At 37.4% G+C, this 15,885-nt stretch carries 14 protein-coding genes; 7 read left to right on the forward strand and 7 right to left on the reverse strand.

What is annotated here, in order from left to right:
* Positions 1 to 18: 18 nt before the first annotated feature.
* The 7 genes from pth to mfd all read right to left on the reverse strand — a co-directional run bounded on the left by pth (position 19) and on the right by mfd (position 8,528).
* On the reverse strand, positions 19 to 582 hold the full coding sequence (gene pth / locus ODE14_RS12945; protein ID WP_263601730.1) for an aminoacyl-tRNA hydrolase: 564 nt from the start codon (positions 580 to 582) through the stop codon (positions 19 to 21).
* A gap of 86 nt (positions 583 to 668) precedes the next feature.
* Positions 669 to 1,601 (reverse strand): hypothetical protein, encoded by a 933-nt coding sequence (locus ODE14_RS12950; RefSeq protein WP_248389868.1) that lies wholly within the window; start codon positions 1,599 to 1,601, stop codon positions 669 to 671.
* A gap of 102 nt (positions 1,602 to 1,703) precedes the next feature.
* On the reverse strand, positions 1,704 to 2,555 hold the full coding sequence (locus ODE14_RS12955; protein WP_263601731.1) for a hypothetical protein: 852 nt from the start codon (positions 2,553 to 2,555) through the stop codon (positions 1,704 to 1,706).
* A 130-nt stretch (positions 2,556 to 2,685) separates the two neighbouring features.
* A complete protein-coding gene (locus ODE14_RS12960; protein ID WP_263601732.1) occupies positions 2,686 to 3,429 on the reverse strand; it encodes a hypothetical protein in 744 nt (247 codons plus the stop codon).
* Positions 3,430 to 3,432: 3 nt separating this feature from the next.
* A complete protein-coding gene (locus ODE14_RS12965) occupies positions 3,433 to 4,245 on the reverse strand; it encodes a hypothetical protein (protein ID WP_263601733.1) in 813 nt (270 codons plus the stop codon).
* Positions 4,246 to 4,253: 8 nt separating this feature from the next.
* Positions 4,254 to 5,069 carry a hypothetical protein gene (locus ODE14_RS12970; RefSeq protein WP_248389855.1) on the reverse strand — a complete coding sequence of 272 codons (816 nt, stop codon included), beginning with the start codon at positions 5,067 to 5,069 and terminating at the stop codon, positions 4,254 to 4,256.
* Positions 5,070 to 5,159: 90 nt separating this feature from the next.
* A complete protein-coding gene (gene mfd / locus ODE14_RS12975) occupies positions 5,160 to 8,528 on the reverse strand; it encodes a transcription-repair coupling factor (protein WP_263601734.1) in 3,369 nt (1,122 codons plus the stop codon).
* Between the two features lie 238 nt (positions 8,529 to 8,766).
* Between mfd and ODE14_RS12980 the strand changes: the two genes are divergently transcribed.
* The 7 genes from ODE14_RS12980 (at position 8,767) to ODE14_RS13010 (ending at position 15,832) form a co-directional block, all read left to right on the forward strand.
* Entirely contained in the window at positions 8,767 to 9,159 is a 393-nt protein-coding gene (locus ODE14_RS12980) for a hypothetical protein (protein ID WP_263601735.1), read from the forward strand.
* Positions 9,160 to 9,356: 197 nt separating this feature from the next.
* Positions 9,357 to 9,638, forward strand: coding sequence for a hypothetical protein (locus tag ODE14_RS12985; RefSeq protein WP_263601736.1), 282 nt, complete (start codon positions 9,357 to 9,359; stop codon positions 9,636 to 9,638).
* Positions 9,639 to 9,764: 126 nt separating this feature from the next.
* On the forward strand, positions 9,765 to 11,264 hold the full coding sequence (locus ODE14_RS12990) for a GH3 auxin-responsive promoter family protein (protein ID WP_263601737.1): 1,500 nt from the start codon (positions 9,765 to 9,767) through the stop codon (positions 11,262 to 11,264).
* Between the two features lie 69 nt (positions 11,265 to 11,333).
* Complete coding sequence (locus ODE14_RS12995) at positions 11,334 to 11,699, forward strand: hypothetical protein (RefSeq protein WP_248389843.1); 366 nt, start codon at positions 11,334 to 11,336, stop codon at positions 11,697 to 11,699.
* Between the two features lie 93 nt (positions 11,700 to 11,792).
* Positions 11,793 to 13,028, forward strand: a complete 1,236-nt coding sequence (locus tag ODE14_RS13000; protein ID WP_263601738.1) for an MFS transporter — start codon at positions 11,793 to 11,795, stop codon at positions 13,026 to 13,028.
* Positions 13,029 to 13,117: 89 nt separating this feature from the next.
* Entirely contained in the window at positions 13,118 to 13,732 is a 615-nt protein-coding gene (locus tag ODE14_RS13005; protein WP_263601739.1) for a hypothetical protein, read from the forward strand.
* Between the two features lie 30 nt (positions 13,733 to 13,762).
* Entirely contained in the window at positions 13,763 to 15,832 is a 2,070-nt protein-coding gene (locus tag ODE14_RS13010; protein ID WP_248389837.1) for a T9SS type B sorting domain-containing protein, read from the forward strand.
* The last annotated feature ends 53 nt before the right edge of the window (positions 15,833 to 15,885 follow it).

The following is a 15,885-nucleotide window of genomic DNA, read 5'->3' on the forward strand; positions in this document are numbered from 1 at the left end:
AAAATCCTTTTGTGTATATCATTTCCCGTTGAAAGCAGACATGGTGTTATTGATTCCGGCAAATACAAATGACAAACTTGCTTTCGAGAACTTTTCAATTCTTTCCGGAAGTGCTGCGTTTTCCTCTTCAGTCCAGGTTCCAAGGACATAATCTACCTGCCGCCCTTCGGAAAAGTCTGCCGAAATCCCAAAACGAAGCCTTGCGTAATTTTGTGTCTGAAGAACTTCATTGATATTTTTAAGTCCGTTATGCCCTGCATCAGATCCTTTTCCTTTCATTCTCAATGTTCCGAAAGGAAGTGCAAGATCATCCGTTACGATCAATATATTTTCCAAAGGAATATTTTCTTTTTGCATCCAGTATTTTACAGCATTTCCCGAAAGGTTCATATACGTATCCGGTTTTAAAACCAATACTCTTCTCCCTTTGTACTTCCCGTCTGCCATCCATCCGAAGTTGGTGCTGTTAAAAGGAGCTTCCAATGTTTCAGCAATTTTATCCGCCACTTTAAAACCTATATTGTGGCGAGTATTTTCGTACTCTGAGCCTTTATTTCCGAGGCCTACAATCAAATATTTCATTGAGAAATTTTTTGCAAAATTAAGGTATTAAAAACAAAAAACTCAATCTGTAATAGATTGAGTTTAGTAATATTTAAAGATTATTTTTATAGCGGTTTGTAAATGTAGTTTACGCCGTATCCTTTTCTCATATACGTTTGGGCGTCATAATTGTAATCTGTAGATACAACTACTGGTACCGGTACCGGCTGCATCAGATCAGAAACGGATTTTCTTTTAGGACTGTTTGGAGACAGAATCCAGCTTTCCATGTCATTTTGCTCAGTAGATAACAATCTGGAAATTTTATAAGCAAGTGGCAATAGCGTAAACGGATTGATCTGGGCATCATAATTGGAGTACTCATAGCCATATTTTGTGTTTACTGCACCGAATACACCTCCTGCGATAGGTCCGTAACCTCTTATTACTTTTGTTACATTATCCCCCGAATATTCATAGGTTGTTTCTGAAAAATTGCTGTACGCAAAAGGAACACCTATTGTTTCGTTTCCGGTCTGCATAACAATCTTGGCAAGTTTTGATGTTGTAGAATTGTATGTAAGATTATAAAGTGTTTTTGATTTTCTAAGAATCGTCCAAGGTCCAGGAGTTGTTGATGGCGGAACCGGGGCTGTTCTGTTGTATACGGAACGTGTCTCGGAAATAATTTCTAATCTTCCCGTATTGCCATAAGTGAACTGTTGTTCGTATGAAGTACTGTCTGCATCAGGTGTACCGTTATTATCAGCATCCAGAAAACCTTTGAAGGTTACCCTGCTTATCTTATCCCCACTATACTGTACATCTGTTACTGAAGCCTTTCTTGTATCCACTCTGGACACCTGAAGGCCGTTATAATGATAGGTTGCCAGTGTATCAGCATCAGTGATTTCTCTGTAAAGTGCACGTGCACCGATAAGTCCGGTATTATTATTAATATCCAGCAACGGATTTCCGTCTTCATCCGATAAATCTTTACAAGAATGAACTGCAGAAATACCTACTAAAAGCAAAACAAAATAAAAAAGTCTTTTCATTCCAAGGTGGGATTATTTATTTTTCCACAAATATAGTTTTTTTTTGAATAAAAATCATGTTTTTATTCCTTTTCAAACAAAACTAATAAAGATAAAATGTAGTTATAAAGGCTTATACACATATTTAACAATCTGTCCGGGATCTGAAACCGGATAATTTTGAGCATCATACAGATAAGATTTCGGCACGCTGGTCTGCGGCGCACCCGAGCTTATTAAAGTGATCTTTCCCGTATTATTAGATGACAATGCATTAAAATTAATTGGGAATAAAGTACCCGTAACCATAAAATATTCTTTCGGTAGAGTGGTATAAGGATTTATTTTGTTATCATAATTATCATATGCATATGACATGGTAGTTGAGGTTGAAGGATCCGGATTTCCACCATTCATGAGCATGGTTGTATAATCAAGCTTTGCCACGTTACCTGCAGCGAAGGTAAACTTATTTTCCACGTAATGGGTATAAGTAGCACTGCCTCCCATTTTTTTCTTCTCTACAATTCTGTATAACTGTCCGTTTGCATCATAATACACGGTGAAATCACTGTGGTTTGCGGAAGAAACTAACGTTTGGTCCATTGTTATTTCAGACAATTTCCCTCCGGTGTATGAGAGCGTATAGAGATGATTAATAACATGAGGATTTACATTATCCAGATATTTGATTTTTGAAATCTTGTCGCCGGAATAAGTAACCGTAGCGGTAATGGTATTGTTGCTCCCCGCATCTCTGATCAGCGCCTGAGAAAGAACTCCTGCATTCGTAATATACTCTTCCTGGTCAATATTTCCGTTTGTGATTTTACTCAAAATCCTTGGCCCTGTAATGGTTGTTCCGCCCGAATTACTATTATTTTGGTTAGGAGGATCTTCTGTAGTGTTATCACAGGAAACAGAAAAACTTAATGCCAAAAGAGCAAGAGATGAAATGAAGTATTTCTTTATCATACGTTATTAATTTTTAAGCTCTCAAATATAATTGAATTTCTTTGATCGGAAAACTAAATTTCGAGATAAATATTAAAGCAAAAATCTAAAAAAACTGTTTTTTTTTAGATTTAATTACATTTCATACCATCTAATAAGGCTGCAATACTGAAGTTGTAAAGACAGATTGTGCCATTGCAGCATTAAGAAAAGAAGTATTAACAGGAAAACCTATTCCCAACGTTCCTGAATTTATATTCCTTTTAGTACACGCTACTTTTACAGAATAATTGTTTTTAGGAACAATATCAGTAAGTGTTGCATTCAGGTTGAAAATTTTGTAAGTCCCATCCGTACCCAGTACGACATCTGTTCTTACAGCCTTTAGTTTATCATCCAGAAAAACACCACATGCAAATCCTGATGAAGAATTGCCATTTCCTGTTTTTTGTGCAGTTGTCTGAAATGAAAATACGACTTTGTTAGTAGGTTTACTGATTGAAAAAGTATCCTGCGTTCCGGATAGTACGGTCCAGGTATTATCAATTACAGAGTCTTCCGTATATGGAGTGGTAGCGCCGTTGGATCCGTTAAACGTTGCCCCAGACTGATCTATTAAAGTATTGATGAAGAAAATAGACATGCTGCCTTGTCCGTCAGCAATTTTTATATTTTTCCAGTCGTTTACAGTAAGATCGGAACTATTATGAAAAATCATCCCCGCTGTGCCTGCGTTTCCCTTTACAGTATTTGTTCCTCCTGTTCTCAGCTCATTTCGTATGTTAAGATCTCCGTTAATATCCAGGGTACCCACCGGAGTAGCCGTATTTATACCCACCTGGGCATATGAGCCAACCGAAGATAGTGAAATTATGATGATAAATATTTTCTTCATGATTTAGTTTGTTACTGGGTTAAATACTTCAGGAACTTCATAAGCATCCACTTTAAGGGATGACTGGGCAATAAAGCTGTCAATATTGGAAGCTACATTAATTCCTATACCAAGTGTTGCTGTAGAATTATATGATTTTAATCTAGCACAGGCTACGCTTACCGTATGATTACCTTTTGAAAGATTTTCTGCGATACCTATCTGATTGTGAGTGATAAATGTATTGGTCCCGGAGCTTGCCTTAATATTTCTTTGTCTTAAATTGACCAGTTTATCATCAACAAAAATTCCGCATGCATAATCTATGGAGATATCCGGATTGCCATTGGAGGGAAAATCTGCCTGCACCACAGTTTCAAACTGAAAATACATCTTACTTGTAGCACTATATAAAGTAAACGGCTGAGATAATGATGAAATTTTTCTAAACAAGTTTAATGTACTGATGTTTACATTTTTTACAAAGGTAGTCGATATTGTTGCAGCATTGGAAGATTCTTCCGAAGAGGTGAATTTTAAGCCTGTCCTGTCTGAAAATGAACTGCTGAAAATGAGATAAAACTTATTCTGTTCATAGTCAGGAATACGTAAAGTTTTCCAGATGGGAGGATACCCTTCACCCTGAGAAACAAGTACCTGATCATTGATCCCGGTAGTGATCTGGTTATTGGTGGTATTCAATACAGATAATTTTCCTCTTAGATTCACATCTCCGTTTACATCAAGAACAGATTTGGGAGATCTTGTATTGATCCCCACCTGAGCACAAAGATAAATTTGGGTTACTGATAACAAGATTATTAATAGTTTTTTCATAATTATATTTAGTAAGTTACAAATTCAATGATATCTAATTTAAATACAGATTCTAAAGTAAATGCATTGGAAATTGTATTGCTATTAGAAATATTCCTACCTATTGTGAATTCAGTAGTCAGACTGGAAGAATCTATCTTACGACAGGCTATTTCTATTTTCTGATTACCTGCAGGAATATTCTGTTCCGTGTAATTAAGTGTGAAAATATAATCCTGAAGCCCTTGCTTGGTGCTATTATTATTGGAAGAAATTTTATCGGGTCTTACTGCTACAAGCTTTCCGTTTCTGAAAACAGCACATGTAAAAGTAATATTTTGCGAAGTTGTTGCAGCCGGCGCTTTCATTTCAACGCCTGTCTGAAATTGGTAATTCAGCTTATTTTTACTGTTTTTAATGACAAAGTTGTTTTCCAGACCTGTAATTTTTACCCATTTTCCTTTAGTAATATCTGTAATATCATCTCCTATATTGCTTTGATATATTCCATCAGCAGCAACATTGGCAGAAAGACTTGTTATACCAACCTGATCTGTAGACAAATATGAATTAATTAACTTATACTGTCCTTCTTCCACAAAAGACACGTTCAAAGACTTCCAGACTGGAGGCAGACCCTCGCCCTGAGAAACCAAAACCTGGCCATTAAGCCCGGCGCTACCCACTTGACTGGCAGTGCCTCCAACTCTGAGTTCTTTCCTTAAGGAAGCTGTTCCATTAACATCCAGCACAGCATTTGGATTTTGTGTTTTTATTCCAACCTGTGCGTTTAGCGTCACATAAAAAAACAACCCGGCTATACATTTGTGTTTATTTTTTTTCATGGATACAAATATAAAAAAAATTCACACCGAGTTGATATACTTTAAAAAAAATAAAAAAACAAACTGTCTAAAATATGATATTTTAAAGAATTAACCGGCCTTAAGCATTGATTTTAAAAGAGAATTTACCTCATCAACATTCCTTACTTTATCCTTCCGCATCATCAGCTGGTTGCCTTCTTTACCGGTTTTTTCTTTAAGCTGTGCTTCTGCCGGGTTTTGGGTAAGATAACTGATGATATGTCTGAATTTGTCTGTCTGATAAAATTTATCCTGTGGGTTACCCGGGAAATACCCCAGAAATACACCGTTCTTCATAACAATTTTCTCAAATCCGATTTCCGATGCCAGCCATTTTAAACTGACACTTTTAAGCAAATTCTTTGCTTCCTCGGGCAGATTTCCAAAACGGTCTTTCAATTCAGATTCAAATTTCTCGAGGTTTTTTTCGTTATCAATATCAGCAAGCTTCTGGTAGAGTAATAATCTTTCTTCCGTATTGGAGATATACGAATCCGGCAGCATCAACTCAAGATCCGTATCAATATTAATATCTTTTGTTGTTTTAAAGAGCTTATTTCTTTCCTCCTCATTTTCAAATAAATTTTCAAATTCCTGGTCATCTTTCAGCTCCTCCAGTGCTTCCTGCATTAATTTCTGATAGGTCTCAAATCCCATTTCATTAATAAATCCACTTTGTTCAGCTCCCAATAGATCTCCTGCACCACGGATTTCAAGATCTTTCATAGCAATCTGGAAACCACTTCCCAAATCAGAAAACTGTTCGATGGCCTCCAGCCTTTTCCTGGCATCAGAGGTCATCATATCATAAGGCGGTGTAATGAGATAACAGAATGCTTTTCTGTTGCTTCGTCCTACCCTCCCTCTCATCTGATGCAAATCTGCCATTCCGAAACGTTGTGCATCATTAATGAAAATAGTATTGGCATTAGGAACATCCACTCCACTTTCAACAATCGTCGTAGAAACCAGCACATCATATTTTCCTTCCATAAAATCAAGGACATTTTTCTCCAGCTGCTTCCCTTCCATCTGCCCATGTCCCGTAATAACCTTTGCATCCGGTACCAGACGCTGTATTAATCCCGCAATTTCTTTCAGGTTTTCAACTCTGTTGTTGATAAAATATACCTGGCCGTCACGCTGGAGCTCATAGGAAACAGCATCCCGGATTATTTCTTCATTAAAGCCTACCAATTGTGTTTCCACAGGTTGTCTGTTCGGCGGTGGAGTCTTGATTACCGAAAGGTCTCTTGCAGCCATTAATGAGAACTGTAATGTTCTCGGAATAGGTGTAGCCGTAAGCGTAAGCGTATCAACATTGCTTTTAAGCGTTTTTAATTTATCTTTTACGGAAACTCCGAATTTATGTTCTTCATCGATAATCAGCAATCCCAGATCTTTAAACTTCACGGAACTGCCCGCCAGCTGATGCGTTCCGATAACAATATCAACCTTACCGTTTTTAAGTGCTTCCAGAGTTTCAGATTTTTGCTTGGCCGTTCTGAAACGGTTGATATATGATACATTTACCGGAAAATCTTTAAGTCTTTCTTTAAAACTCCTGTAATGCTGAAAAGCCAGAATTGTGGTAGGAACCAATACGGCAACCTGCTTTCCGTCGGTTGCCGCTTTGAATGCTGCCCTGATAGCCACTTCCGTTTTCCCGAAACCTACATCCCCGCAAACCAGCCTGTCCATTACTGTATCTGCCTCCATATCTTTTTTCACATCAATGGTTGCTTTCTCCTGATCCGGAGTATCTTCATAAATAAAGCTCGCTTCCAGCTCGTTCTGCAGATAAGAATCCGGAGTGTAGGCAAAACCTTTGGCTGTCTTTCTTTGAGCATAGAGTTTTATAAGATCAAAAGCAATTTGTTTTACTTTCGCTTTTGTTTTCTGTTTTAAAGATTTCCAGGTTGGTGATCCGAGCTTACTCAAAACTACTTCACGTCCTTCAGGACCATTGTATTTTGAAATTTTATGAAGTGAATGAATGCTTACATACAAGAGATCCCCGTTTTTATAGGTAAGTTTAAAACATTCCTGAATTTTACCGTCATTATTTACCTTTACCAGCCCCATAAACTTTCCGATTCCGTGGTCGATATGGGCAATATAATCTCCTATTTTCAGAGACATTAAATCTTTTAAGGTAAGCTGTTCCGATTTTGCAAATGTATTTTTTGCCTTATAGCGCTGATATCGGTCGAAGATCTGATGATCTGTATATACAAGCAATTTATGGTTATGATCTACAAATCCTTCATGAAGTTCAGATTTAAAACTTTTAAAAGGAAGCTCATGCTCCAGTTCTTCAAATATAGATTCAAGCCTTTCTTTCTGCTTTTCTCCCGTAAATGAAATCCAGGTATCAAAACCGTTACTCTGTTTTTCTTCAAGATCTTCTATCAGCAGTTCAAAATTTTTATGAAACGACGGCTGTGGAATCTGATCTATTTTGATCTCCTCCAGATCAATAAGACCTTCAATAGAAACGCTTCCGAAATCTACCGTGGTAAATTTTTTGTAATCGAATAAAAATTCCTGATCGGAGATAAAAAGTTCCTGAGGCGCTCTGTGGGCAATATCCTTACTTAAAGTATCATATTTTTCCAGCGCTTTCTCATAGAACGTTTTAAGCTTCTGCATTCCGATAATCCCGTTTTTGGAAACCACCATACTTTCCTTTGGCAAAAGCTGAAGAAGAGAAACCCGGCTTCCGGTTACCGTAAAATTCATATTGGAAACCAACTGGAAATCCTCAACCTTATCTACAGAAAGCTGTGTTTCGATATCGAACGTTTTGATGCCTTCAATTTCATTCCCGAAAAAAGTAATACGGTAAGGCTTTTCATTGGAGAAAGAGAAAACATCTACAATCCCTCCTCTTACAGAAAACTCTCCCGGTTCAGAAACAAAATCGGTCTGTTGGAAATTATAATGGTTCAGAAGTTCATCCACAAAATCAAAATCAAGCTGATCGCCCACTTTTATATGATGGGAAATGGCTTTAAAATCCTCCTTTTTAAGCACCTTTTCCGAAAGCGCACCAGCGTAGGCCACAATTACTTTCGGAGATTTCCCCGATGTCATTTTATTAATAGCTTCTGTTCTTAAAACAAGATTTGCATTTTGGGTTTTCTCCACCTGATAAGGCTCAAGATGAGTTGCTGGAAAATACAGCACTTTATCTTTTCCCAGAAGGTCTTCCATCTCCGTATTGACATACAGTGCGTCTTCTTTATCATCAACGATATAAAGAACAGTCTTTTTACGGGTGAGAAAAAGTTCGGCCACAACTATAGAAACGGCTGATCCTGCACTGCCTTTTACGGATATATGTTGATGGTTTTCCAGATGAATGAAAATTTCTTTCCCAAATTCCTTCTGAAGGAGATCCGGAAGGAATTTTTCGTTAATGGTTTTTAATTGCATAAAAAATGGTATAAACGACAAAAGCGATTTCGGGAGTTTTCCGAAACCGTTTGATCTTTACAAAGATACAACTTAATTTCCATTCCAGAATCACGCCAATTCTTCGTAAACAAAGTGTTTAAAGATAAAAATCTTAATTTTTTATTAAAATCTCAAACAAAAAGTTAAAATGAACAATCATTTTCCAAATGGCACATTGTTTGGAAATTCAAGACTACCAAAATTAAAGAATATTATTATGAAAAAAACAATCAGAATTTTAGGAATGTTCGTGTTATTATTTTTTGTAGTCACGACAATTACATCATGCAGCGACGACGACGATCCTGCCAACAATGATTTTTTTGCAGGAACTTACAGAGGTAGCGTAGGCTATACAGATGGAGACAACAACATCAGCTCGAATGACGGGAGTGTATTCGTAACAAAAATTGCAAGCGGAACCAAATACAACTTCGCTTTCTCAAACGGAATTCCTGATCTTAACGGAGTAGAATTTAACCAACAGGGCGATAATACTCTGGTAATGGTAGGATCTACAGCGACATCTTACATCAGAATTGATAATAATGAACTAAAAATATTATATTTAAAGGACGGAAAATCGTGGACGGCTAACTGTACCCGATAACCAACTTTTCATACATTATGTCAGAGCCTGCTTTTCTTTATTAAGGAAAGCAGGTTTTGTATTCTAAAAGACTTCTCTGAAAGGATGTTTAATGTTTTTTTAAGCTGTGATAAACTTTAGTTAAGGTTCTGAAATTGAGTTTTTTCAGTAAAAATTTTATATACCTTTGATTCAAGAAACAAGAAAAAAAAGTTCTTATGAAAAAATTCTTATCCGCAATGTCAATCGCACTTGGACTTGGCCTTGCAACCGCTCAGCAAACTGCTCCGGCAACTGCCGCCAATCATCACCAGCCAGCAAAAACAGCACAGGCTTCAAAGCCGGCCAAATCTGCAGCAACGGCTACACCAGCCAAAGCTGAAGCAGCTCCGGCAGCTGCGAAAATGAAAAAGGACGGAACACCGGACAAACGTTATAAGGAAAACAAAAAAATGAAAAAAGACGGTACCCCGGATAAGAGGTACAAAGAAAACAAGTAATACTCAACAATAGTTGTTATTTTCATAATCAAATTTCGAGAACCGATGACCACTCATTCATCGGTTTTTTGTTGGATATTGCTCATAAAGTTTCAAAGATTCTTCAGTTATTTATAAATTTGAAGAATGATAAACTTTCTTAAGAAAAATATCGCATTGCTTTGGGCAAAAAAACATGTGCGCAAAGCTGAAGAATTTAAAAAAAATGCTGAACAAAACCAGGAGAAATTATTATTTTCCCTTGTGGATACTGCTAAAAAAACGCTTTTCGGAAGAGAACATGATTTTGAAAACATCAGATCCGTTAAAAATTTCCAGGATAAGGTGAAAATTTCGGATTACGAAGACCTAAAACCTTATATTGAAAGGGTAAAAAAAGGACAGGCAAACATCCTTTGGACTGATGTTCCGGAATATTTTGCAAAAACTTCAGGAACAACTTCAGGCTCAAAGTATATTCCTATTTCCAAGGAAGGAATGCCATTTCAGGTGAAAGCTGCCCAAAGCGCTCTTTTTCATTACATTGCTAAAAAAAACAATGCCGATTTTGTAAACGGCAAAATGATCTTTCTTCAGGGGAGTCCTGAACTTGAAGAAGTGTTCGGGATTAAAACCGGTCGTCTTTCAGGAATTGTAGCCCATCATATTCCCAAATACCTTCAAAAAAACAGGCTTCCGAGCTGGGAAACCAATATCATGGAAGACTGGGAGGCCAAGGTTGACAAAATTGTAGAAGAAACGGAGAAAGAAAATATGACTCTCATTTCCGGGATTCCGCCATGGCTGATTATGTATTTTGAAAAGTTAGTGGAAAGACATAGTAAAAAAATCAAACAGATATTCCCAAATCTTCAACTGATTGTGACAGGAGGCGTAAATTATGAGCCTTATCGCGACAAAATGGAAGAACTTCTCGGAGGAAAGGTAGATATCGTACAGACATTTCCGGCATCTGAAGGTTTTTTTGCCTTTCAGGATGACTATACAAAAGAAGGACTGTTGCTTTTAACCAACCATGGGATATTCTACGAATTTGTTCCTTTGGAAGAATATGGCAAGCCTAATGCGAGAAGATTAACATTAAAAGATATTGAGCTTAACAAAGACTATGCTTTGATTTTAACTACGAATTCAGGATTATGGGCGTATTCTATCGGCGATGTAGTGAGATTTACCGATAAAAATCCACACCGGATACAAGTAAGCGGCAGGACGAAACATTTTACGTCTGCCTTTGGCGAACACGTTATTGCGTTTGAAGTAGAGGAAGCAATGAAAGCAGCCATAGAGAATTGCCCTGCACAGATTATCGAATTCCATCTTGCCCCGCAGGTGAATCCTGAACATGGCCTTCCCTATCATGAATGGTTTATTGAATTTGAAAAACAACCTGAAAATCTTGAGCTGTTCCGGGATGAACTGGACAATCAGCTTAGAAAACGCAATACTTATTATGATGATCTTATTTCAGGAAATATTCTTCAGAAACTTTATATTACGGTTTTAAAGAAAAACGCTTTTCAGGAATATGCAAAATCACAGGGAAAACTGGGCGGACAAAACAAAATTCCCCGACTTGCCAATGACAGAAAAATTGCAGATTTATTGAAAATATATAAACTTTAAGCACATTTTTTCAATTCCGGAAACATATATTCGAAAAAAATTATAAATTTGGAAAACTAAAAAATAATAATGAAAGCATCTGTACTTTTAAAATCATCTTTATTAACGTCGTTATTTGTAATTTCATCTTGTGCAACCACAAAATATAGTATGGATACTGCTAAAAATGATTATTCCAATCTGGAGGCAGGAAGAACGTATACTGTAATGATGAGAGACGGTTCAGAAAATCAAAAAATATTATTCCGTAATGTAGATGGAGATAATATCATTGGGACTGCCGGCAAAAAAGACAGTACAGTTGTAACAATCCCGAAGGCCAATGTTGCTGCCGTGAAAGACAGCAGAAAAGCAAAAACGGTAATAGGAGCTTCAATCATCGGAGCCGCTGGCGTTGCAGCCTTAGTGATCAGTGCATCACGTGCAGACAACTAAATAGATTTTATCTTTTAGGAGTCATTCAATTTTTCATTTAAAAATTTACCATATACATAGCCTTAAATCCATATTTGAGGCTATTTTTGTGGAATGATTTCTTTGACCCCGTTACAGACATTAAAAAATGTCGAGTTCAGAAACCTTCTTACGGGAAGATTTTTTATAGTTCTAGCATTCAGAATGCTCGCCACTTTATTGGGATGGTGGGTGTATCAATTAACAAAAGATCCGTTTTCAATAGGCCTCATCGGTTTCTCAGAGGTAATTCCGGCAGTAAGCTGCGCACTCTATGCCGGCCATGTGATTGACATGAACGAAAAGAAAAGATTATTACTAATTTGTAATTATGCTTATATTTTTTTAATCGGACTGCTGCTAATTCCCGCTTTTTTTAATGTAGAAATGCATTTTACGGGACATCAGATTACTTATTTTATCTATGGTGTAATTTTTTTCACCGGTATTGCAAGAGCTTTCATAGGACCTATCGTTCCTTCTATGATTCCTAAAATTGTAAAAAAAGACAACCTTCCGAATGCGGTTACTTTAAATCAGGCAACATTCCTCATTTCCTCTGTTTGCGGTCATGCAGCAGGCGGATTTCTCATTGGCTATTTTGGAGTAAAATGGACTCTTGTTGTAATTATTTCACTCATCTTTTTGGCATCATTATTTTTTTTCCAGCTAAATAAACAACATTCCGAATACAAAAAAGAGAATATTAACGTTATAGAAAGTATGAAAGAAGGAATTTCTTATATATTAAAAACAAAAGAAATTCTTGGTGCTCTTTGTCTTGATATGTTTGCCGTACTCTTTGGTGGTGCCGTTGCCATGATACCGGTGTACGCTACCGATATACTTAAAGTTGGTGCTGAAGGTTTCGGATTGCTGAATGCAGCTTCAGACATAGGTTCTATGTGCATCATTACCATTTTGTCCTTAGTTCCGCTGCGAAAAAATCAGGGTAAAATCCTGCTGGCGGTGGTTACAGGGTTCGGACTTTGCATTATCGGTTTCGGATTGTCACGATTATACTGGCTTTCCTTTCTGTTTTTAATGATGAGCGGAATGCTGGATGGCATCTCTGTTGTGATCAGAGGAACCATTGTACAATTGAAAACCCCGGATAATATAAGAGGAAGAGTGCTTAGTGTGAACTCAATATTCATCATGTCAAGTAATGAAATGGGGCAATTTGAAAGTGGGGTGATGGCTAAATTGCTAGGAGTTGTACGCTCTGTAGTGTTCGGCGGAACAATGACTGTTTTAATTGCACTAGTCGTAGGAACCACCAATAAAAAATTGAGAAAAATGCAATATTAAGACAATAAAGATCAATTTATTAAATTAATTTTAAAAACTTTAATTTAAATTTAATAATTTTTTATATTTGTGATATAAAATTCCCTTACATGAAAAAAACTCTACTTATTTGTTTTTTGGTAATTGGTTTTTGCCTAAATGCTCAGAACTATACCGAAAAAGACTTCAAACAAACTGTTTCGCAGGTAAATAATGCTAAAACAGAAAACGACTTCGACAATGCTTTTCAAAAGCTTTCCAGGTACACTTCTACAAAACCTACGGAAAAATGGGAAGCGTATTATTATGCGGCAGTAGCCATGTATATGAAAGCAGAACTGCAGCTTAAAAAAACGCCATCCCAGGATGTTTCTGAAATCAATGCACTTGCCAGAAAATATGGAAAAGCAGCTTATTCAGACAACAAGCAGAACAATGCAGAAGCAGACATACTGCTAGGTTTGATCGCGCTTCAAAGATCTCAGATCAGCGGAACAGATGCTAAAAAAGATCTGGAAGCGGCTTCGCAATTCATTGCAAAAGCTGAACCCAATGCACAGAACAATCCCAGGCTGGCTATATTGAAAGCCAAATTTCAGGAAAGATCCGGCAATAAAGGAAATGCCGAAAAACAATTTCAGAACGCATTGAAAGCATTTGAAAATAAAAATGCTTCTACCGGCTCAGCAACATGGGGCAGAGTACTGATTCCATCTATGAATTAATCTAGCATTGCAAACTTTAAAACAACTAAAATGAAAAAAGCTCTATATATTTTTTTAATTTTAATTTCCCAGACCATTTTCGCACAATCCAGTTCAGATTGCGGCGGAAACGTACAGGTTTGCGGAAATACACCTATTTCTTTTACACCAACAGGTCCTGGTAGCGTAATGGAAACCCTTGGAGGATGTTTAGGCACTGAACACTTCTCCATTTGGTACACTTTTACCATTGCGACATCAGGTACATTAACGTTTGTTATCAACCCGAATAATTTCAGTGATGATTATGACTGGGCTGTATATGGGCCTAATGTTACTTGTGGAAATTTAGGAGGACCTATCAGATGTAATTATTCTGCTGACGATGGCCCAACAGGACTTAACACAACCGCAACCAATACCTCTTCAGGCGCAGGAGGCTCTGCATTCTGTTCCAGCATGAACGTAGTAGCAGGACAAACCTATTATCTCCTTGTAGATAATTTCTCATCGAGCGCCAATGGTTTCGTATTGTCATGGGGAGGTACTGCTACACTGGTTTCACCTTTCAACAGTGCATTCCAGCCATATCCTTTCATGGAGCCGGGAACTCCAGGACCTACACCAAACTCTCCAAGAGAAGTTGTAGTATGTTCAAATCCTGCTGTTTTTGATTTTACAACGCTTTCAGCCGGTATTGTAAACAATAACCCGAACTTTAATGTATCATATTATTATAATCAAAATGATGCGATCTCGGGAAACAACCCTATTACGACACCTATTACCGTAAATACTACCAGTACCTATTTCTATGCAATTACCTATTCGGTTCCGGGGGCTCCGGCTACCGCTATTAACAGATGTAGAATTCCGGGTAGTTTCAAATTCATACAAAAAGCCATTACCGGGACCAATGTAACGCTAACGAAGTGTAACAATAATAACCAAGGGACTGCTGTTTTTGATCTTACGACGGCTAACGTAAATGCCGATCCTACGGTAACCCGAAAATATTATCCGACATTAGCGGATCTTAATGCCGGAACCAACGAAATCACAAACCCTTATCAATATGTTTCTGCTGGTGGTAGCGTGTATGTATTGCTCACTTCACCATTTGACTGTAAAGCAACTGCAATAATTACATTAGCCTTCTTCCCGGTAGTAACGGTAACAGAAGCAACGCTTAGATCTTGTTTCATCGAAACAAATCCCGCTACGGCTTCATTCGATCTTACAGTAGCACCAGTTACGACACAAACAGGAGTTAAAACGTATTATCCGTCAATGGCTGATGCAGTAGCAGGAACCAATCAGATTGCCAACCCAAGCACCTATATCTCTCCGAACGGCGTGGTATTTATAAAAGTAACGGATGGAAACGGATGTTACGGAGTCGCTAAAGTAAATCTTGTTGTTTTACCACCGGTATATTCAAATACGCTGGATGATAAGATCATTTGTATAGAAGATACAACAACGCTGGATGCAGGACCAGGATTTACAGGATATAAATGGAGCACAGGTGCTACAACACAGACCATTAATAACGTAACTGTAGGTACTTATTGGGTAGAACTGAAAACAGGAGACTGTATTACAAGACAAACCGTAAAAGTATATCCTTCTGATCAGCCTGTTATTTCCGGTATTGATATTGCCAACAATAGCGTTACTGTGAATGTTGTAGGTGGAACCGCACCTTACAAATATTCTCTTGACGGAATCAACTGGCAGGATTCTAACATTTTTACAAATGTTCCAAGAGGTGACAATTCAATATATGTAAAAGACGGATATGACTGCGATCCTATTACAGTTACTGTAGTTGTTCCGAATCTCGTAAATGTTATTACTCCTAACGGAGACGGTGTGAATGACGTAATTGATTATTCCGCATTGGCAAGTAAGCAAAATCTAATACTAAGTATTTTTGACAGATACGGTGTAAAAGTAGGACAAGCCGATAAATTCAACGGATACAAATGGGACGGAACTACAGGTGGCAAGAAAGTACCTACCGGAACTTATTGGTACACCGTAACATGGAATGAAAATGACAAGAAAAATACGCCATTCAAATTCTCCGGATGGGTGATGGTGAAAAATAGAGAATAAAGTAATAAAGAAAACCGCTTTCTTAAGCGGTTTTTTTCACATGTAAAAAATAA

The organism is Chryseobacterium sp. PET-29 (assembly GCF_025736815.1).
GTDB lineage: Bacteria > Bacteroidota > Bacteroidia > Flavobacteriales > Weeksellaceae > Chryseobacterium > Chryseobacterium nepalense.

What these genes read in the sequence shown, in the direction of transcription:
- ODE14_RS12990 (WP_263601737.1), top strand. Translation starts at nt 9,765, where the DNA reads ATGATAAACTTTCTTAAGAAAAATATCGCATTGCTTTGGGCAAAAAAA.
- pth (WP_263601730.1), bottom strand. Translation starts at nt 582, where the DNA reads ATGAAATATTTGATTGTAGGCCTCGGAAATAAAGGCTCAGAGTACGAA.
- ODE14_RS12965 (WP_263601733.1), bottom strand. Translation starts at nt 4,245, where the DNA reads ATGAAAAAACTATTAATAATCTTGTTATCAGTAACCCAAATTTATCTT.
- ODE14_RS12995 (WP_248389843.1), top strand. Translation starts at nt 11,334, where the DNA reads ATGAAAGCATCTGTACTTTTAAAATCATCTTTATTAACGTCGTTATTT.
- ODE14_RS12960 (WP_263601732.1), bottom strand. Translation starts at nt 3,429, where the DNA reads ATGAAGAAAATATTTATCATCATAATTTCACTATCTTCGGTTGGCTCA.
- ODE14_RS12980 (WP_263601735.1), top strand. Translation starts at nt 8,767, where the DNA reads ATGAAAAAAACAATCAGAATTTTAGGAATGTTCGTGTTATTATTTTTT.
- ODE14_RS12985 (WP_263601736.1), top strand. Translation starts at nt 9,357, where the DNA reads ATGAAAAAATTCTTATCCGCAATGTCAATCGCACTTGGACTTGGCCTT.
- mfd (WP_263601734.1), bottom strand. Translation starts at nt 8,528, where the DNA reads ATGCAATTAAAAACCATTAACGAAAAATTCCTTCCGGATCTCCTTCAG.
- ODE14_RS12950 (WP_248389868.1), bottom strand. Translation starts at nt 1,601, where the DNA reads ATGAAAAGACTTTTTTATTTTGTTTTGCTTTTAGTAGGTATTTCTGCA.
- ODE14_RS12970 (WP_248389855.1), bottom strand. Translation starts at nt 5,069, where the DNA reads ATGAAAAAAAATAAACACAAATGTATAGCCGGGTTGTTTTTTTATGTG.
- ODE14_RS12955 (WP_263601731.1), bottom strand. Translation starts at nt 2,555, where the DNA reads ATGATAAAGAAATACTTCATTTCATCTCTTGCTCTTTTGGCATTAAGT.
- ODE14_RS13000 (WP_263601738.1), top strand. Translation starts at nt 11,793, where the DNA reads ATGATTTCTTTGACCCCGTTACAGACATTAAAAAATGTCGAGTTCAGA.
- ODE14_RS13010 (WP_248389837.1), top strand. Translation starts at nt 13,763, where the DNA reads ATGAAAAAAGCTCTATATATTTTTTTAATTTTAATTTCCCAGACCATT.
- ODE14_RS13005 (WP_263601739.1), top strand. Translation starts at nt 13,118, where the DNA reads ATGAAAAAAACTCTACTTATTTGTTTTTTGGTAATTGGTTTTTGCCTA.